A 20,678-nucleotide genomic window follows, 5' to 3' on the forward strand; every position below is an offset into this window, starting at 1 on the left:
TCAATACATTTTATACTTCAAAACTAATTATATTTATACTTATATAATATTAAATCTAATACTACATAAAATTTAAAAGTGCTTTATCTACACTCACTTTAACTTTCGCATCTCACGAATAAACGCCTCAGCCTCTTGTAGATTCTTAGGGAACTCAAAATAAATACATTGCTCATGTCCACAATAAGGATTACGGAAATCATAGCCACTCAATAGCAAATACTCTATAATCTTCCACTCTTTGTCATTAGATTTTTTAGGAGCCTTGAACTTCTCGTTCACAAAGTACATTTTTCCTTTACATGTGGGACAGGTTTTGTTTTTGTTAAACAACTCGTAGTTTGTGCCCTCCGACAAGGAGATCCGGCAGTTTACACATACATTTTTATAGCCCATAGTTATTTACTCCCATACGGTTTATGCTGAAAGATTTCTTTTACAATCCCTTCACCAACAATATTTCCGCCTTCCATAATAAGGAACTCAGTACCTGCTTGTAGAGCCGAATAATCTACAGTTTCATAAACTGGCAGCGCATTAGCTCCTATTTGTTTATCAAAGATGACATCTTCACCATCAATAAAGTTAATACCAAGATATTCCTCAGTACCTTTTATAACAAAATGAGGATAGTACATTCCATTATTTAAATTCGGTGGAGTACTCCTCTTCTTGCTGAAGAAAATAACTGTGCAGCCAATAGTAAAATCTAAATTACTCATTCTGCACCTCATTCAACTACATATACCATATCGCCTTTAAAGTATATGTTCATTATACAGTGTACGGGATTCCCTTCGGTCCATAACCAACCCTGGAATACAGCGTGTCCCCAATTATAGCTCTCCGTAATGACCTCAAATTCACTTTCACTATAATCCTGCTGATACTGAGATAACTCAATTCTTTTACCTGTGAAAGTATCTAGTATTGTGTTATTAAATACGAGAATTTCAAAAAAATCTATATCACACGTCTCAAACACAACCTGAGCCTTATGAGTTTGCTCAATACCGTTTTCATAAGAAAAAATATAATCAAAAGTAAGGATCAAATTATCATCTGCATATTCTATTTTCTGTACCCGCGCATCATGGAGAGAATACTTGGAATGGTTGCCAAAAGATTTTGTCGTTTTCATAGGTCCTCTTTACAAAATTAACAATGCTTTAATCTAAAACTCAATTAATTTAAGCCTATCCTATTAATTAGTAATACTTTTCATTTATTATTGTATCATGTGTACCATAATGCTAAATGATTATTTTTTGATTAATGATTAAATATTAAAAGGCAAATAAAAAGCACATGATAAAACGCTTTTACGCGTTCAAACTCATGTGCTTCATTTTATCAAAGCCTATCAACTTTGACTTATTATAAAATTAAAGATGAATTTTTAGAAAAAAATATATCTAGACTAAAATAGTTTATTTATCAACTTAAATAGCTTTTCAAAATTATCCAAAGATTCATTTGAAAATGAAATACTTTGTATATTTTTAGCTAGATAATTTGCAGGTCTATAATGATTAAAACTTTCGCCATTGTTTAAAGCCCTTAATTGTTCTAAGATTGAACCGTCAGTTAAAGTTGTACTATCAATCTCCACATCAAATGTTTTATTGTATAAATTAACATAATCAGATTTTAAAAATAAATCTTCAATATCTGCATGATCTGACTGTATAACATCATGGTAAAATAAAATCTTATTCTCTTTAATAATTTGTTTCGCCACCATATTATTTAATCGACTTTGAGCGGATTGATCAGTAAAAGTATCTAATAAGCATACCAACTCCAATTTATTTCCTCGTAGCAAGGAAATAAAAGTTGCCACTTTATCAGCCCCCCCTACCGGAACAATCATAACTTCAGAGTTTAACCCTTCACGTCCATTCTCTTCTAATATTGTTGAAATTATTGATAAGTATGTTAAATCTGAAATTCCCTCTACAAGTAAATTCTTCTTTGATACAAATAAGTTCTGTGCTAAATCATATCCTAAAGCGGCTTGTAATGGAAATAGTGTGTTCGGATCCTTCTCTTGAACAGAATCTAATATTGTAGTTCCATCTTTTTTCTCGAACACAGTTCTAACCTTATTTAACTTATCAGTTTCAATCATAAATGGTGAATGTGTAGTATAAATAATCTGATAATCATTTGATAAATCAAATATGAATTTTAACAAATCATTCTGAGCCTTAGCATGCAAATTTAATCCGGGTTCATCAAGCAATAATATATATGTCGTATCTCTCTTTTCTTGAATTTTCATAAACCATACTAAGAAAGAAAAGAACCAATTAAAACCTTTACTTCTATTTTCTAAAGGTAATGAAACACCGGTTCTTTGATTTTGAACTCTAATCTCTAATATTCGATCAACAATTCTCGTATTATTATAACCATCAATTTCTTCTTTTTTATCTATTTTAAATAGTATTTTTAAATTCTTATTAGTTTTCCAATACTTAAATAATTCAGCAGAAATAATCGCTTCTGTAGCCTCTAATTCAGCAATAAATTCCTCAAAATTATCAGATTTTGTTAATGTCTCTATATCTATATCAGCTAACTCTAAAAGAGCTTTAGCAGTTTTTTTTGCAGAATCAGTAAAATCCTCTTCTAACTTTGTTAACGATACTCTTGATGGCAATGAATAATAATCATCATAATACATAAACTTGGGTAAATTAGGTATTAAATATTTACAAACAACAAACTCCTCAATGGGTGATTTTTCCCATGAATTAGTATCTTTGAAAAAAACTTTAAGAGAATCTAGCTTTTTTATATCGTCCTCACTATATCCCATTTCATTTTTATTCTCTAATACCTTCTTAAACTGAGATTTATTCGAAACATTTTGAAGACTGCTTGATAAGTCTTGATTTTCAAACTCTAATGAAAGAATCTTCCCTTTCATAAACTCTAGAGTATTAATCCAAGATAACCCCCATATCCTATGATTGTCATAGTAATATGTTACTGAAAATTTATTATTTAATGGTTTAATTCCAAGTTCCTCATAAATTTCATGTAAAAGATTATCATCTACCTGATACTCTAATTTAACAGCGGCAGGTATTTCACCAGTTTTATCAACCGATTTTTTCTGCTTTCTTGGAAAATCATGAATCATATTAAAAGTAAATTTTTCATCATTTTCAAAATACTGCGTTTTAGCTAATGCTTCTAAAATAGAGGTTTTTCCTGATTCATTCATTCCCACTAAAACAGTAACATCATCCTCAACATCAAAAGACTGCTCAGTTTCTATACATTTATATCTTATAATATTTGCTTTTATTAATTTTATCATTTTATTCTCCCGATTAAACATGAAAAATTTTTCAATATTTAAAAATTATAAAACTAACCCCAAACTCAAATACTATTAATAAATTTAATGTATTTATTTATACTTATATACTTGGCCCCACCCTCTTATATAATCTTCTCCAATAAACTAAATTACAATATCAAAAAATTATTCCCACTCAATTGTTGCCGGTGGTTTAGATGTAATATCGTACACGATGCGGTTGATGTGTTGTACTTCGTTTACGATACGACGGGAGATTGTGTCCAATACGTCGTAAGGGATGCGTGCCCAGTCAGCAGTCATGAAGTCTGTTGTTGTTACACCACGCAATGCCAATGTGTAATCGTATGTACGGAAGTCACCCATAACGCCTACGGTACGTGTAGATGTTAAAACTGCAAAGTATTGGTTGATGCTGCGATCAAGGCCAGCTTTTGCAATTTCATCACGGAAGATATAGTCCGCATCACGCAAGATGTCGAGTTTGTCTTTAGTGATTTCGCCCATTACACGGATAGCAAGGCCAGGACCTGGGAATGGTTGACGCCATACGAGGTAATCAGCTAAACCTAATTCGGAACCAAGTTCACGTACTTCGTCTTTAAAGAGGTTGCGCAATGGTTCGATAAGGCCTTTGAAGTCTACAACTGCAGGCAAGCCACCTACGTTGTGGTGAGATTTGATAACTTCCGCTTCGCCAGTACCGGACTCGATAACGTCAGGGTAGATTGTACCTTGCGCTAAGAAGTCAACGGAACCGATTTTACGTCCTTCGTCTTCGAATACGCGGATGAATTCTTCACCAATAGCTTTACGTTTCGCTTCTGGATCTTCAAGTCCAGCCAATTTATCTAAGAAACGTTTTTCTGCATCGACGCGGATGAAATGCATGCCGGAATCTTTGAAAGCTGCTTCTACTTCGTCACCTTCGTTTTTGCGCATTAAACCATGGTCAACAAAGATACAAGTCAATTGGTCGCCTACAGCTTTAGAGATAAGTGCTGCCGCAACGGAGCTATCTACACCCCCAGACAATGCCAACAATACTTTACCATTACCAACAGTTTTGCGGATGTCTTCAATAGCAGATTTCGCATAGTTTGCCATTGTCCATGTGCCTGTGAAACCACATACTTCATACAAGAAGTTGTGAAGCATTTCTTTACCATGTTCAGTATGCAATACTTCTGCATGGTATTGCATAGCATATAGTTTACGTTCTTTATTTTGCATAGATGCTACAGGGCAATCCTTAGTATGTGCTACGATTTCAAAGCCTTCTGGAACTTTTGCTACATAGTCAACATGGGACATCCAAACAACTTGATCTTCTTCCAAGCCTTTGAACAATGGAGATGTAGTGTCCACTTTAGTAGGTGTTTTACCGAATTCACGGTTATCTGCAGATTTAACTTCGCCACCTAATGTATGCGCCATAAATTGCATACCATAGCACATGCCAAGAATAGGAATACCAAGTTCAAAAATCTCTTTCTCAATTTTGGGAGAGTTTTCTTCATACACGCTGTTAGGACCACCTGTGAAGATAATACCTTGCGGTTTTAGTTCCTTAATTTTTTCCAGCGCTTTGTTGTATGGATATACTTCGCAGTATACGTGATTTTCACGAACACGGCGCGCGATCAATTGGTTATATTGACCACCAAAGTCAACAACAATTACAAATTCCTTGTTTTCCATGCCTTCCTCCATATGCATCTATTTGTGAAAGTATATTCACTATTTGTTATGCCCATACATTTCTGTACTGGGGACGCGTTTTTTCGAGCCAAACGCTAATTTTTCATTATATTTTATTATACCATAGGAAGTATAACGACTCCATATATTCCGTATGTAGATTATAAATAAATCTTTAATGTTCGGATTTCTAACTATCACTCTTTAGGATCTTTTCGTATGTAAGTCAATTTACTGACAATGTTGAAAGATTTCTAGCTATCACTTTTTAGGGGCCTCTCGTTTATACATTTTTACGGCCCCCACAGGACAGATGGAATAGCAGTCACCACAACCGATACAGCCTTTCCCAATGATAAATCGAGTCTTACCTTCGGTGATGCATTGAACAGGACAATCCTCAGCGCAAGCACCGCACTTAACGCAAGTGTCGTCAATATTAAACTTTAGATTTCCCATTATACATCACCTCCTATGCATTCTTTATCTGTACCTAACATAACATTATCTACTTTTACTTCTTCTTATTTAGCTCACTATTATATGCAATAGCCGAATAGATTGCCTTTGCCACGCCTTGGTGGTTATTGTCTGTCGTTTCGTATCGTGCCGCTTCTTTAATGTTCGGCTTGCTATTGCCCATGGCCACACCAGCTCCCGCAAAGCGTAACATAGATAGGTCGTTCTCGCTATCACCTAGTGTCATTACCTCGTCAGGACTTAAGCCCCAATGTTTCGCTAAGGCTTCTACGGCTGTGCCCTTTGTAGTGTGAGGCAAAACAAATTCTAAATTACCTTCACTAGAGAGTAGCACATCATAGAAGCGTTCACGGCCTGTACCGTCGTGGGATAGACCTTGGTATTCATCGCGCAAGTCTTGCAAGATACGTTGACGCATCGGTTCATCACCGTAGAAGATTTGAATCTTCTCAGGCCCTTCGTCTAAGGATTCCATATGAGCTAGCAAATCACATACCATGGTCCGCGTAGCCAAGATAAATGGACGAATATTAGGTCTAAAGAAAAAATTAGATTGCTCTATTTCACATTCAGACATCTTTACCTTTGCTGCTTCGTTACCTTCCGCCAATGCATAGTGATCGTACGTTGCGCCTGGCAGGCGAATGTCCCCTATACCAGAAATCAGATTTTTAGTATTAGGCAGATGATTATCCAATATGCCATGTACAGTCTTTTTATCTTCCTCATTGCGTTCGCTAGCACATACACCTAAGCGCTCGCTAGCACATACTCCTAAGCGTTCAGGTGTAATACATCTAGACGAAGGATACATGCCAAAGATTTGGTCTTTCACATAGGCCTCTACATACACGCCATAGGTTAACAGTTTGCGTAACAAGTGTAGAGCTTGTTCCTTATCAAAACTTACGTGGAATAGACTGCGATTTTCATCCTTATCCATCACATAAGCACCATTGGTGCACATGAAATAGCGCAAACAAGGCAGTTTTTCGATGACATCATTCATCTCATTCCAAGCACGGCCAGAAGCAATGGCTACGCGAATCCCGCTTTCACGAGCTGCACGAATCGCCTCAATGGCATCCTCAGGAATCGCTTTCGCATCGTTTACCAAGGTACCATCTACATCAGAAGCGATAAATCGAATTGGTTTATCACCTACAAGACCAATATAATTTTTTATAGTTAATGTTTCCTTTGAGGACATATAGCCTCCCTCATGGTATCTAAAATAGATTTATCAATATCTTGAATTTCAAATGAGTATCCTCATAGTATCCTATGACTATTCCCCTAGAGATCCTGTAAATTCAGCTACGATTTCTTCTAAGGTTGTTGGGTTTTCTACGAGTCGTAGTAAAGCGCCACCAATAATATTAGCACCGTCGATGATGGTTTGTTCAATGGTAGGCTCTAACATGGCAGCAGCAAATTCTTTAGAATGGCACACCTTCGGCTCGCCAGCGAGGCGCAATTTAGGATGGAGTGCTGCACATTGATAGCTTACATTACCAATATCTGAACTACCTCCGAGGGCTGCAGCACCTGGTTCAAAATCGAGGCCTATGTCGGCCATTACCTCTTCGATAAGCTTTGTGCCACGATTATTTTGATTCATATCATCATACGGATTGCCATAAAACTCTACGTCCACAGTTGTACCTGTACAAAGGGCCGCCCCTTCAAAGATGTTTTTAATCTGCTCAGATAAACCATTCAAGTACTCACGCTCCGTATGACGCACGGTAACCTCTAATTCACCGAAGGCAGGAATCACATTGGATGCGGTACCTCCAGCTATGATCCACGTACCGATGCGCGTTTCAGGACGCACTTGTTGACGCATCATATCCATAGCGTGAATAGCGAGTTGCACACCATTCACCGCATTGATGCCATTCCAAGGCTCGCCTGCCGCATGGGCTGGCTTACCGTGATACTTAGCACGGAAGCAATCGAGTGCCAAGAATTGTGAATTAGGACGCGTTTCCTCGCCGTCGAGGTGAACCATGATGGCAAAATCGTATTCTTTAAACACCCCTGCATTGCACATATCCACCTTGCAACCCATCGCTTCTTCGTCTGGGGTGCCGATAATGTCGATATCCATGTTGAAGGCTACACCCTCTTGTTGCATTTTATGCAGTGTCAATGCAGCCAATACGCTCATAGATCCGCTCGCAGAATGACCGCAAGCATGACCAACCTCAGGTAGTGCATCGTATTCGCATAGAATCGCCAATCGTCCTTTTGGATGATCTACTTTCACAACAGATGCCTTGAAGGCGGTCGGTAAATTACAGAATTCATAGGTTACGTCCATGCCATGTGTTTCGAGAACAGCACCAATGGTTTTGACGGACTCGAACTCTTGACTGGAAATCTCAGGGTTTTTAGCTAATGTATAATTCACCGCAAAAGCATCGGGAGCGAAGCTTTTACAAAGATCTGAAAATATTTGCGTAAGGGACATAGCGCCTCCAATAATATAAATAAATTTATATAAATAAATGGATATGAACGGCTTTACCTAAGCCAATTAAGATAAATTAATACGGTTCGAAAACTAACATAAACAACAGAGATATGATATATCTAAAATCAGTCCAAATGAAAGCCATTTTTAAATATGAAACTCATGTACTCTTAATTATACAATGTTATTGCCTATTGGTGTAAAATTCCGTACAATATAAACAGAAATGTATAAACCATGTATATGGATGTTTGAGGAGGATACTATGTTTAAGTTCAAAAAATTGACAGCCATCGCCCTCGTAGCGGTAGCAGCAATGGGTTTATTGGCTGGTTGTGGCAATGACAAACCTAAAATGACACAACAAGAAGGCGTATTGCGTGTAGGTTCTGAAACTACATTCCCACCATTCGAATTTACTGAAGGCGACAAATACGTTGGTTTCGACGTTGATTTATCCGAAGCAATTTCTAAAAAAATCGGCCTAAAAATGGAATTCAAATCCATGGGCTTCGATGCTTTAATTCCAGCAGTTCAATCTGGCGATATCGACATGATCGCAGCAGGCATCAACGCTACACCTGAACGTGAAAAAGCATTGGACTTCTCCGATGTGTACTTTGATCAAGGCGGTTTCATCACAGTTGTTCGTAAAGACAACACAACAATCCACAACATGGATGAATTAGCAGGTAAAACTGTAGGCGCTCAAATCGGTACAATCCCGGTTGAAATGGCTCAAAAAATTCCTGGTACAACAGTAAAACAAATCGATTCTAATGCTAATATCTTCATGGAATTGAAAGCTGGTACAATCGACGGTGCTATCATCGATAATGCAGTTGCTATGTACTACCTCAAACAAGGTGCTGATCAAGACCTTAAACTTGTAGGCGAACCTACTAAAGCTGAAGGTACAGTTCTTGGCGTGAAAAAAGGTAACAAAGCTTTACAAGAAGCTGTTAACAAAGCTCTTAAAGAACTTAAAGAAGACGGCACTTACCAAAAAATCTACAACAAATGGTTTGGCGATTACAACAAAAAATAATATGTATTCCTAAGAACTAGGATACATAATAACCCCTCTGAAAGATTGCAGACATCACATAAAATTTGTGACAGCAGATTTTCTTCAGAGGGGATTTTTTATCATTTGAATCCAATACATGCTGAAGACTCTGTATTATGCATAGATATAAATTAGAAATAGGTTAGTATATTATGAAAACAGGTGACTGATAGCAGTATGATATCAATGGAGAACATACTAATATACTAGTATTGCCTCTTTTACGGTACCTCGCGTTCGTTATATAATAAATATGTATTTACTGTATACATGTATAAAAGGAGGACTAATGGCACAGTACTTTACGGAACGCCTGCAAAAGGTCTTCCACATGATTTTTACATCTTATAATCAAAACATGGCTCAAGAAGGCTTACGTCAATTGGAGCTCATCGTCAATAATCAGCAAAATCCCAGTCAACTAAAAGATAGAGCCTTACGAAACGACAAGACAAGCCGTCTTGAAAGTGATATAGACACTAAAGAGGATGCTCTCAAGATAGCCAATGATCCAGAGGCTCGAGAGCTAGGTGACGCCTATGCCCTCTTGGCACGCGTCTATGCAGGTCCTCGCTTTACTTGGGAAGAGTCTAACTTCCCAGAGGATAATATGCGCACCTATCAATGCTTACACGATAGCATTCGTCGCTGTAGCCCTATCGGCACATTACAAGCTTTGCGCATCAAAGGCTCCATTACACCTACCGTGGAGAAGGATATGCAAATTTCCTTCAACGAAGCATTTCGCATTGTCTATGATTACGCAAACCAAGGCGATGCGTATTGCCAATATGTTATAGGCAATGTCTTTTTCTGGCGTGATGATAATCGCATCGACTCCGCTGAAACGATGCTAACACCTCCGCCTATGAGTTGGACTAAACGCATTCAAAGAAGCCTTACAGCAAACTCTGTGCAGGATCGCATCGCCGCTTTGCAAGGAACTGTGCCAGACGAAACATTGCAAAAAAATGCATCTAATCTTGCGAAAGAGTGGTTTAACAAGGCCCTCGATAACGGTCTTGCCATGTTCCAAGGGAACTTACGCAACATCTATATCGATGAAGCCGATTTTACCAATGCGCGCCGTGTTGCTAGGACTGCGGCCGAGCTTGGTAACCCTGCTATGATGCTATATGCAGGCCTCGACTGCCACGAAAACGGTAAATTTGAGGATGCTTTCACGTGGTTCACTAAAGGTGCCGCCTTAGGTCAATCTGAAAGTATCGCAGAATTAGCGGATTATTACTACCATTTCTATGATGCTAAAGAGTTACGTTCTACGATTCCCTACGATCCAGTAAAAGCTATAGGCCTCTACCGCCGCGCTGCAACAAAGCAGTTTAGTGATGCTGGATATACAGCCTTACAGGCAGCCTTTGGCTACATCTTTCACATAGGCCACCTGCCTCTCGACTGGGGACTCATTGCAGATTTAACACATATGGCGGCCACAAAAGATCGCTTCATATTCGCCTTGCCCTATATCGGTTACATGCGAATCCACGGTTTAGGGGTAACGAAAAATATACGCTTTGGTGTGCAATCATTACTACGTGTCTTAGACGAGGAACAACGAGCCTTTGAAGAGGAGAATCGCATCCTCTTCTACGATATTACGCGCGCTTTAACTCGTGTTGCCTTAGGTTATGCCTACGAAAAAGGCTATGTAACTGGCAAGCCAGATTTAGATCAAGCCGTATCCTATTACGAGCAATCCCATCAATATATCTTGTCTCACAAGGCCAATTTGGATCCGGAGCTAAAAGATATTCCTATCGATGACGAAGCTGAAGAACGCTTAGCCGCCTTCGAGGAGGTCGATGGTCATTGGCAGTACAAGGAAGGTATTACTGAGTCAACTACTACGGTACGTCCTGCGCCTACCACCTGGCCTCAAAATGCGGCCCGCTTATCTGTAACCATGGACGACTTCCTCTGGGATACAACCTTGTACGACTGGCAAACCATTGAAACCACCTTAGAGTCACAGGAAGAAATGAAGCTCAGCTTTTACAATCATTTTCTATCCGTTCCAGATACGTTGCGCAATATCTTTAAGATCGATGTAAAACGGATGCTACGAGATCACTATCAAATAAGGCTACATGGTTATGATCCATCAGAAGGACACGAAATTATCTACAAGTCCATTTACGACAAAGAAAATACCATAAACCTATTGAAAGAGCTTTACGATAATCATCAATTGCCTAACCTCAAAGATAATTGGACTATCGAAAAGAACGAAGAAAAGCCAACCTGGCACTATGTACTCGATGTGGATCAACAGCCGTTTTTGCTAGAGGAATACGATGATGCAAACGCTATGATTCAGGCTGCATTGCAAGGGTTGAAAGAGAAAAAGTACGAACAAATTAATATTCGTACCCATGACTTTGTAGGCCCATCCTATTTCATTTTTAAAGGCAATCAGTCAGCCCCATTTAGGGTGCAGCTCTATCTGAAAGAGTCGGCCCATCATACTATCGATGACGATGGAAACCAACAAGACACGCCTGGTAAGACCTACTTATTTGAACAATATGTGGGAAACGAAGTGTCCTTAAACTATTGGATTCAAAAAACGATAAATACCTTGGAAATCCCTGAACTAGATAATTGGAAACAGTTAACAGTACCAAAGGATTTACAAACATAAAAAAGACCATCCCCAGTGAACTGCATTCCAAAATTGGACACAATTTTTGGAGGTGCAATTCAGCAAGATGGTCCTTTTTTTGATAATCCCTATAATCTTAATAATAGAATTATTTTGATTCTAGATTTTTTACTATAGCGTTTTTATGATAGTACTCTTTATAGCACTTTTATTATAATGTTTTTACAACATCGGCACAGCGTGCGCAAAGTGTAGGATGTGCGCTATCTTGGCCTACTGTATCGCGGTGGATCCAGCAGCGTTCACATTTTTCGAGACCAGAGGCAACAACAACTGTAGCAACGCCAGTTTCTTCGTCTTTAACAGCCTCTGCTGGTGCAGCACCGTTCACGATGTGAGCTTCGGATACGATAACGAGTTTAGCCAAGCCTTCTTCACCAAGGGCGTTCAATGCATCGAATGCAGCACCTTCAGCATATACTGTAACGGATGCATCCAATGGATGACCGATTGTTTTGTCTTGACGAGCAAGTTCCAATGCTTTTTGTACGGATGTACGCAAGTCTAACAATTGATTCCATTTGTCAGCCAATTCTTGGTTGAAATGTTCTGGATGACCTTGTGGCCAATCTTGAAGCATAACGGATTCGCGCATGCCCTCTTCTTTAGGCATATATTTCCAAACTTCTTCCGCTGTGAAAGAAAGTACTGGAGATACCATGGCTACTAATGTTTTCAAGATTTCGTACATCGCTGTTTGAGCAGAACGACGAGCTACATTATCTTTGCTTTCAGCATACATTGTATCTTTCATTACATCAAGGTAGATGGAACTCAAGTCTACTGTACAGAAGTTATGAATTGCATGGTACAACATGTGGAATTCATAGTTTTCGTACGCATCAGTAACCTTTTGACGTACTTCTTCTAAGCGCAATAATGCCCATTTATCAAATTCGGACATATCTGCGTAAGCCACTTTATCGGTATTTGGATTGAAGTCATCCAAGTTGCCGAGTAAGAAGCGGAATGTATTGCGGATCTTACGGTATACTTCGGATAATTGTTTTACGATGTCTTTGGACAAACGTACGTCTGCTTGGTAATCCGCAGAAGATACCCACAAACGCATTACATCGGCACCGTATACATCGATGATGTCGCTTGGAGCCACTGTATTACCTACAGATTTAGACATTTTGCGACCTTCGCCGTCCACAACGAAGCCGTGAGTCAATACGGAGTTGTATGGTGCTTTACCTGTTGTGGCTACTGCAGTCAACAAGGAAGAGTTGAACCAGCCGCGATGTTGGTCAGAACCTTCAAGGTACATAGCGCATGGTACATCAAGATCGTTTACTTCGAGCACGCCAGCCCAAGAGGAACCAGAGTCGAACCATACGTCCATGATGTCTGTTTCTTTTTTGAACTCATCATGACCGCAATGAGGACATTTGAAACCTTCTGGTAACAACTCCTTAGCGCTGTGAGCCCACCAAGCATCGGAGCCTTCTACGGCTACTTTTTCTTGCAATGCTTTGATAGTATCATCGTTGATGATGTGCTCGCCGCAGCTTTCACAATAGTAAATAGGAATTGGCACGCCCCAAATACGTTGACGGGAAATTACCCAGTCACCACGGTCGCGCACCATGTTGAAGATGCGGTCATGGCCCCATTTAGGAATCCATTGCACTTGGTTGTCGATTGCATCAAGCGCTTGTTGACGGTACCCATCTACAGAGGAGAACCATTGTTCTGTAGCGCGATAGATGACAGGATTTTTACAACGCCAGCAGTGAGCGTATTGGTGACGCAAACTAGATTTGTGAAGTAATGCATTGTTATGTGCCAAGATTTTGATTACAGGCACTTCTGCATCGTGGATTTCTACGCCAGCCAATGGGAATTCAGTATCGCCATAACGGTTGTCGTCTACTTGTTTAGTGTAGTTACCAGTTTCGTTAACAAGAGAAATGATAGGAAGATTAGTTTTACCTTCCTTGTTATAACGCATAACGATGTTAAAGTCGTCTTCGCCGTGTGCAGGCGCTGTATGTACGCAACCAGTACCTGCTTCAAGTGTTACATGGTCGCCACACAATACAGTGGATGTACGTTCTACGAATGGATGTTTAAATTCAGCTAATTCTAAATCTGCCCCAGAGAAGCGGTTTACGATTTCGTAGTCTTCGATACCAATATCTTTCATCGCCGCGTCAACAAGTTCAGTAGCCATCAAGTAGTATTCGTCGCCAGCTTTCACCCAGCCATATTCAAGCTCAGGATTAACGGAAATAGCTACGTTGGCAGGCATTGTCCAAGGAGTAGTTGTCCAAATAACAGAGTATGCTTGTTTTGGATCTACGCCAGCTGGCAATGTAACCTTTTTCTCGGATACGTAAGGGAATTTTACGTAGATGGAGAAGGATTTTTTCTCAGCATATTCGATTTCTGCTTCTGCCAATGCAGTTTCACAGTGCGTACACCAGTATACAGTTTTAAGACCTTTATAGATATGGCCGCGTTTTGCCATTTCGCCGAAGATGCCAAGTTGTTTAACTTCGAACTCAGGACGCAATGTCAAGTACGGACGGTCCCATTCGCCTAATACACCAAAACGAATGAAGTCTTGTTTTTGTGTTTCTACGCACTCCAATGCATATTCCTTACATTTATTGCGCAAGTCCAATGGAGCCATTTCATGACGGTTAAGACCAGTGTTTTTAATAACCGCATGCTCGATTGGTAAACCATGTGTATCCCAACCAGGAATGTAGCGAGTATAATGACCAGTCATAGTCTTGTATTTCATGATGATGTCCTTCAACGTTTTGTTGAGGGCATGACCGATGTGCAATTTACCGTTTGCATATGGAGGGCCATCATGCAAAATGAAAGGTTTTGCGTCTTTACGCAATTCCAAACGTTTTTGATAAATTTTGTTGTCTTCCCAGAATTTTAAGATTTCTGGTTCGCGCTTAGGCAAATTGCCGCGCATAGGGAATTCTGTTTCAGGCAAATGTAACGTCTTACCGTAATCCATGCTGTGCTCCTTTTACATAAAAAAATCGCCCGCCCCCGAAGGGACGGACGTCATATCCGTGGTACCACCCTACTGACTCTCGTTACTAGTGAAAGCCACTTAAACATATAACGGTGTTCACCGGCAGGGTTCCTGCTTGCTCCAAAGTGATCCGCAAATCTCTAGATTTCCAAACCTTTCAGCCCATGAGTTTGGTCTCTACTAAATCCGTCTGAGATATGCCGTCTTTTTCAACGCAATATTCATATAATAGATAATTATAGGACTCAAACGGGGAAATTGTCAAATATTTCATTTCTAAATTTAACAGAACCTACATCCCCTATTAAGCAAAAGAAAAAGCCTACTTACGTAGGCTTTATTGTATATACAATTATTAGATAGCACTCATGAGAATTAATTCAAGAATAATAATTGCAATGCACACGTACATGAATTTACGATCCATGTCGTCAGTTGGAGTTTCTTTAAGACCAGTGCGAGCAGCTTCTTCAGCAGTAATTACTTCATAGCTCATTGGAGATCCGTATTGGTTATCACCTTCATCACCCTTTTGAGCGAGTAGATAAATAACATAGATAATACCAAATGGAATCAAGCTAATCAAAAGCATCCAACCACTTTTACCAATGTCATGTAAACGACGAGCAGCAAGACCAATGGAAGGCAATAGAATTGCAAGATTATATACTATAGAAATAAGACCTACAACACTTGCTAGCGCAGTATCCATTACAAGAGCACTCAATACATTGAAGATACCAGCAATAACAATTGTGATACCATAGAAACGCCAATATTCACTGCGGCTTGCACGACCTTTAAAATTAGCATAATTACCCATAATCGTATGTTTAAAATTATCTACATACGAAAGATTTTTGATAGACAAATCAGTCATAATCTTCTCTCCTCTAGAAATAACAAATAAATTCTTCTTGAAAATATTATATCATTACTGTTGACGATTTTGAAAATGAATGTCTATATGTTTTGGGAATAACTTATGCTTTATATTTCATTATAGGATACATCATAAACTACATCGCACTAGTCATAAGTAGTTTGTCCACCAAGAACCAGAGCACAAAGATAGCGCAGAATAGTCCTGCAGTTAGTCCCATAGATGGCGTAGTATCAATAAGACCTAATTCACGGGCCATTTGTTTTGTTACAACTACTTGACCTGTAGGGGAACCAAAGCGATTTGGTTGGCTTTCACCAGGCAGAGCCATAAGGATCAACAGGATAATAGTCCCTATCACAGGGATGAATCCAATAAATACGAGGCCCCCTGAGCGGCCTTGATCGTGTAGACGTCGTACTGAAACGGCCACACCAGGAATAACCATAATCACGGACAAAAGAACAAGAATGACCAAGCCAAAACCTACGCCTACTACGCTAGATAGTGGGCTAATATAGCTCAAAAAAGCACAAGTAAATAGAATGGCCACAAACAACAATTGATAGACTAACAAGAAATGCCAATATTCACTACGACTTGCACGACCATCAAAATCAGCATATTTATAAACCAAACATTGTTTAAAGTTTTCAATCAAGCCTAGATTATATTTATCTAACGAGATTTGTGGCCTACTAACATGCCCACATTCTGGACAGTAACACTCTGTTTTTAACACTTCATGTCCACAATAGGGACAAGATTTCATAATAAACTCCTTCTAGTTACAAACAGGAATCAGCAAAGATTACGAAGTCCTGCGGTACTTAACACATATAAGAACTTAGATATTTTTTATTTATTAATATCTATATTTTTGAATTCATCTGAAATTCATTTTACTACAAAGTGTTATATTGTCTATAAAGGAGATGTTAAACTTTTATAAAATAAAATAATGAGATTGTTAATAAATGCAGATCTTTATTACATATATCCATTTCCATTAATACCATACCATAATATCTCTCTAATGATATCAGCAATAATAATAGATTGGATAATAAAGATAGCAATCCCCATCGCCCAATCTTGGCGACGGGATGGAGTTTCTTCTAGACCAGTAGCTTTGCTAACCTCAGGAGTAATAGGTGTATATCCGGTTCTTTCACCATATGAATTCTCTCTTTGATCGCCACGACGCAATTCGTAAATGAGAAATATAAAGAATCCTATAACAGGAATAAATGAGATTAGCTGCGTCCAACCACTCCGGCCAATATCATGCATACGCCGCGCTGTGATAGCTATATTGGGAACTATAAAGAAAAGGGATACCCCTACAGCAATATTATCGATAAGCGCTTCATAATTAGGGAAGCCCAAGGTACTACAAAGTAAAGCTAAAATGCCAAGTAATCCTTGTATCAATGTAACGCCTGCCACGAATCGCCAATATTCACTACGGCTAACACGACCATTAAAATTAGCATAATTCCTAATACCTAATTTGAAGGCATCAGTATAGTTCAAATCATATATATTTATGGTTGACATAACCTAATCCTCCTCTGCGGCTTCAATAGCAACAATGCCCCAGCCTTTGCCTTCATTATGCAAACGAACTAATAGAGTCTCTGATTTATCTTTAAAAGTAACGGTAAAGCCCATATAGTTTACAACAATATCATCATCTTGATCTTGAGAAACATAATCAAGCTGTATCGCTTTCACCTTAGGAACCTCTTCCTTAGTCATGGCTTGTTCCCATAGTTCAAAGGTACCATATCGTTCCATAGCACGAGCGCTCAAATAACGATATGCACCATGATAATCCTTTTTATTGAGAGCTTCATAATAATTACTTACCACAGTACGCCCCTCTGTTGTAGCCGTTTCACTTTGTAAAAGACGATTTGCTTGTTTCGTTAACGAACTAGGTTCTAAATTGCCATAAGCAGTCTCCTCTACTATAAAATTATGATTAATCATTGTACTACCTGCACTAATAGCTAAGCAGCCTAATACTAATATAGTCACAATAAAGAGGCCCGATACGGAACGTTTTTCCTCTAATCCATTAGATACAGGCGATGTGCGCTTACAGAATAGATACAATAATGCAAGCCAGCCTAAAATAGGAACCAAAAGCAAAATCATCAACGTTGGATCATTATTAGAGTCTCGTAACCGTCTTGCCATTAGCATAATCTTCGGCAAGCATAACAGGATGGACAATACAAATAATACACCGCCACCAATAGAGACAGCATAAAGAAATCCGTACGGTATGTAGGTTGCAAGACCTGTAATACATATAATTAAGCCATATACAAAGGATATAGCACTTATGGTGAGCCAAAAATCGGCTGTATTGGTACGTCCCTTACTGTTCGCATAGTTTTCCACTAGCTCACGATAGAGGATTTCGTATACTTTCTGTTTCATAAAGCTCCTACTATAATCTTAGATAATATTAGATAATAAACATATATAGATATTCCTATTATACTATGATTTATCAACTTAGTTGATTCATTTTTTATTCATGAAATCTACCTATACTACAGATATATTTCTTACAACTAAAATTCGTACAATTAATTATGCAGGAGATAATTATGAAAGCTAAATTAATTAAAGCAGTAGCCTTGGCCAGTTTAGGTGCCTTCTTAACAGTTGGTATTGGTGCCAATGTAGCCCAAGCCAAAGATTATCACTTCAAAATCGGTGAAAACCATCGCATGGTAAAAAATGATGATGGCACAGTAGATAGCAGCGATCATCCATGGTACAAAGTAAATGATAAAAAGAAAAAGCACAAAAAGCATAGAATATCTGAACGTGAAAAGCATGATAAAAATGCAACAGCAAAACGCAGTGAACGACATCAACGTTCTGAATCCTCTAATGACTAAGCCTTGCGCATAATACATATTACTAGCCCTAAAAATACAAAACTAAATTAACCAACCAATGAAAAGGACGTTATACATTGTATAACGTCCTTTTGTGTTATCCCCTATATAATTTTTCCCAAGGCTATATGAGTTATTATGTTATGCGCCAGCCTTTAGAACAGCTTGTTTCATGGATCGTACGTAATCAAACAACGCTTGGTCCGCATGTTCACCGTGTTCTGCCACGATTTTAACGATGGCAGAACCTACGATGGCTCCATCGGATACGCGCGCCATAGCTTCCGCTTGTTCTGGCTTGGAAATACCGAAACCAACAGCTACAGGGATATCTGTATATTTGCGAATCGTTTCAACGATGGACTTAATATCCGTCTTAATTTCACTGCGCATGCCTGTAACGCCAAGGGAAGATACACAGTATACAAAGCCTTCTGCGTCTTTGGCAATCATTTCGATACGGTTTTCAGATGTTGGCGCAATTAAGGATACCACTTCAACGCCATGTTTGTGAGCCACACTAGCGAGCTCGCCTTTTTCTTCAAACGGCATATCTGGCACGATAACACCAGAAATGCCAACCTCTTCGCAGAGGGTAAAGAATTTTTCACGACCGAATACGTAAATAGGATTCAAATAGGTCATGAATACGAGCGGTATAGTCACCGCATCATCACCAGTACGTAAACGACGTACCATATCGAAGATGTCATTGATTTTTACGCCTGTGGAGAGAGCACGCGTGCTCGCCTCTTGGATAACTGGGCCTTCCGCTGTTGGATCAGAGAAGGGAATACCGATTTCCACCATGTCTGCACCGGCTTTCACCATAATGCGAATATAACGTTCTGTATTTTCAATACCGTGGTCACCAGCACTAATGAACGGGATGAATGCCTTGCCCTTTGTAAAAGCGTCTTTAATTTTACTCATGAAGATCCACCCCTCTATATTTCGCCATAGCCGCTACGTCTTTGTCACCGCGACCAGATAAACAAATAATAATGATGTCGTCCTTGCTCATAGTAGGAGCAATTTTACGTGCATGTGCCACCGCATGAGCACTTTCAATCGCAGGAATAATACCTTCCAAGCGAGATAAATATTCAAAGGCATCTACTGCTTCGTCATCTGTAACAGGCACATATTCAGCACGACCGCTATCGTGCAAGTACGCATGTTCAGGACCGATGCCAGGATAATCGAGGCCTGCAGAAATAGAATATACTGGAGCAATTTGACCGTCTTCATCTTGGCAGAAGTAGGATTTCATACCGTGGAAGATACCAACAGACCCCTTTGCGATTGTCGCCGCATGTTCTTCTGTATCGATGCCACGACCTGCTGCTTCACAACCGATAAGACGAACACCTTCGTCTGGAATGAAGTGATAGAACATGCCCATTGCATTGGAGCCGCCACCTACACAAGCCATAACAGCTGTTGGCAATTTACCTTCTGCTTCAAGGATTTGTTCACGCGCTTCACGGCTGATAATGGATTGGAAATCGCGTACGATCATAGGGAATGGATGAGCACCCATAACAGATCCCAATACGTAATGCGTATCGGACATGCGGTTTGTCCATTCGCGCAATGCTTCGGAAACCGCATCTTTCAATGTACTAGTACCTGTTGTTACAGGATGTACCTTAGCGCCTAGCAATTCCATACGATATACGTTAAGTGCTTGACGTTCACAGTCCTCTGCACCCATGTATACTTCGCATTCCATGCCCATCAACGCAGCGATAGTAGCCGTTGCCACGCCGTGTTGACCTGCGCCGGTTTCAGCAATAACACGAGTTTTACCCATCCGTTTTGCCAATAACATTTGGCCGATTACGTTATTCAACTTGTGAGAACCAGTATGATTTAAGTCCTCACGTTTTAAATAGATTTTGGCACCTCCAAGGTCCTTTGTCATGCGATCTGCATAGTATAAAAGAGATGGGCGACCTGTATATTTTTTATGCAAATCCTCAAGTTCGTGTACGAAATCAGGATCATTTTTGTACTTATTGTACGCCTCTTCCAATTCGATGACTGCATTCATCAATGTTTCTGGCATAAATTGACCCCCAAAGGAGCCAAAATAACCATGTCTTTGTTCACTCATAT

The 20,678-nt window shown here is 39.3% G+C and carries 18 protein-coding genes; 3 read left to right on the forward strand and 15 right to left on the reverse strand.

Going from position 1 to position 20,678, the window contains the following annotated elements:
* Positions 1–93: 93 nt before the first annotated feature.
* The 8 genes from ACMKPP_RS03970 to ACMKPP_RS04005 form a co-directional block, all read right to left on the reverse strand.
* Positions 94–396 carry a hypothetical protein gene (locus tag ACMKPP_RS03970; RefSeq protein ID WP_123138375.1) on the reverse strand — a complete coding sequence of 101 codons (303 nt, stop codon included), beginning with the start codon at positions 394–396 and terminating at the stop codon, positions 94–96.
* A 2-nt stretch (positions 397–398) separates the two neighbouring features.
* The gene (locus ACMKPP_RS03975; RefSeq protein WP_123138374.1) at positions 399–722 is read right to left on the reverse strand and encodes a hypothetical protein; all 324 of its coding nucleotides are present in this window, start codon (positions 720–722) and stop codon (positions 399–401) included.
* 8 nt (positions 723–730) lie between these two features.
* On the reverse strand, positions 731–1,141 hold the full coding sequence (locus ACMKPP_RS03980; protein WP_123138373.1) for a hypothetical protein: 411 nt from the start codon (positions 1,139–1,141) through the stop codon (positions 731–733).
* Positions 1,142–1,420: 279 nt separating this feature from the next.
* Positions 1,421–3,331 carry an AAA family ATPase gene (locus ACMKPP_RS03985; RefSeq protein ID WP_123138372.1) on the reverse strand — a complete coding sequence of 637 codons (1,911 nt, stop codon included), beginning with the start codon at positions 3,329–3,331 and terminating at the stop codon, positions 1,421–1,423.
* Positions 3,332–3,499: 168 nt separating this feature from the next.
* Entirely contained in the window at positions 3,500–5,035 is a 1,536-nt protein-coding gene (gene guaA / locus ACMKPP_RS03990; protein WP_418369304.1) for a glutamine-hydrolyzing GMP synthase, read from the reverse strand.
* 261 nt (positions 5,036–5,296) lie between these two features.
* A complete protein-coding gene (locus ACMKPP_RS03995) occupies positions 5,297–5,494 on the reverse strand; it encodes a DUF362 domain-containing protein (protein ID WP_004697904.1) in 198 nt (65 codons plus the stop codon).
* 55 nt (positions 5,495–5,549) lie between these two features.
* On the reverse strand, positions 5,550–6,725 hold the full coding sequence (locus ACMKPP_RS04000) for an HAD hydrolase family protein (RefSeq protein ID WP_418369305.1): 1,176 nt from the start codon (positions 6,723–6,725) through the stop codon (positions 5,550–5,552).
* A gap of 78 nt (positions 6,726–6,803) precedes the next feature.
* Positions 6,804–7,991 carry an amidohydrolase gene (locus tag ACMKPP_RS04005; RefSeq protein WP_418369306.1) on the reverse strand — a complete coding sequence of 396 codons (1,188 nt, stop codon included), beginning with the start codon at positions 7,989–7,991 and terminating at the stop codon, positions 6,804–6,806.
* Positions 7,992–8,259: 268 nt separating this feature from the next.
* On the opposite strand from ACMKPP_RS04005, the gene ACMKPP_RS04010 reads away from it, so the two are divergent.
* Together ACMKPP_RS04010 and ACMKPP_RS04015 are read left to right on the forward strand one after the other, a co-directional pair.
* Positions 8,260–9,042 carry a basic amino acid ABC transporter substrate-binding protein gene (locus ACMKPP_RS04010; RefSeq protein ID WP_329880952.1) on the forward strand — a complete coding sequence of 261 codons (783 nt, stop codon included), beginning with the start codon at positions 8,260–8,262 and terminating at the stop codon, positions 9,040–9,042.
* A 310-nt stretch (positions 9,043–9,352) separates the two neighbouring features.
* Positions 9,353–11,725 carry a tetratricopeptide repeat protein gene (locus tag ACMKPP_RS04015; protein WP_418369307.1) on the forward strand — a complete coding sequence of 791 codons (2,373 nt, stop codon included), beginning with the start codon at positions 9,353–9,355 and terminating at the stop codon, positions 11,723–11,725.
* 172 nt (positions 11,726–11,897) lie between these two features.
* On the opposite strand, the gene ileS is transcribed toward ACMKPP_RS04015, so the two are convergent.
* The 5 genes from ileS to ACMKPP_RS04040 form a co-directional block, all read right to left on the reverse strand.
* Entirely contained in the window at positions 11,898–14,732 is a 2,835-nt protein-coding gene (gene ileS / locus ACMKPP_RS04020; protein ID WP_418369308.1) for an isoleucine--tRNA ligase, read from the reverse strand.
* Between the two features lie 376 nt (positions 14,733–15,108).
* Complete coding sequence (locus tag ACMKPP_RS04025) at positions 15,109–15,633, reverse strand: DUF805 domain-containing protein (RefSeq protein ID WP_024061335.1); 525 nt, start codon at positions 15,631–15,633, stop codon at positions 15,109–15,111.
* Positions 15,634–15,772: 139 nt separating this feature from the next.
* Entirely contained in the window at positions 15,773–16,408 is a 636-nt protein-coding gene (locus tag ACMKPP_RS04030) for a DUF805 domain-containing protein (protein ID WP_279008115.1), read from the reverse strand.
* 218 nt (positions 16,409–16,626) lie between these two features.
* The gene (locus tag ACMKPP_RS04035; protein ID WP_279008113.1) at positions 16,627–17,196 is read right to left on the reverse strand and encodes a DUF805 domain-containing protein; all 570 of its coding nucleotides are present in this window, start codon (positions 17,194–17,196) and stop codon (positions 16,627–16,629) included.
* 3 nt (positions 17,197–17,199) lie between these two features.
* A complete protein-coding gene (locus ACMKPP_RS04040) occupies positions 17,200–18,087 on the reverse strand; it encodes a DUF805 domain-containing protein (RefSeq protein ID WP_278622004.1) in 888 nt (295 codons plus the stop codon).
* A 173-nt stretch (positions 18,088–18,260) separates the two neighbouring features.
* Here ACMKPP_RS04040 and ACMKPP_RS04045 point away from each other — a divergent pair, with 173 nt between their 5' ends.
* On the forward strand, positions 18,261–18,557 hold the full coding sequence (locus tag ACMKPP_RS04045; protein ID WP_278622003.1) for a hypothetical protein: 297 nt from the start codon (positions 18,261–18,263) through the stop codon (positions 18,555–18,557).
* Between the two features lie 141 nt (positions 18,558–18,698).
* Here the strand turns inward: ACMKPP_RS04045 and trpA are convergent, their stop codons facing one another.
* Both trpA and trpB read right to left on the reverse strand, forming a co-directional pair.
* A complete protein-coding gene (trpA, locus tag ACMKPP_RS04050) occupies positions 18,699–19,490 on the reverse strand; it encodes a tryptophan synthase subunit alpha (protein WP_101928681.1) in 792 nt (263 codons plus the stop codon).
* Positions 19,483–20,676 carry a tryptophan synthase subunit beta gene (gene trpB / locus ACMKPP_RS04055; protein WP_279008109.1) on the reverse strand — a complete coding sequence of 398 codons (1,194 nt, stop codon included), beginning with the start codon at positions 20,674–20,676 and terminating at the stop codon, positions 19,483–19,485. Before trpB ends, trpA begins: the two co-directional genes overlap by 8 nt.
* Between the last annotated feature and the right edge of the window lie 2 nt (positions 20,677–20,678).

This window comes from Veillonella parvula (genome assembly GCF_048309325.1).
Classification (GTDB): domain Bacteria; phylum Bacillota; class Negativicutes; order Veillonellales; family Veillonellaceae; genus Veillonella; species Veillonella parvula_T.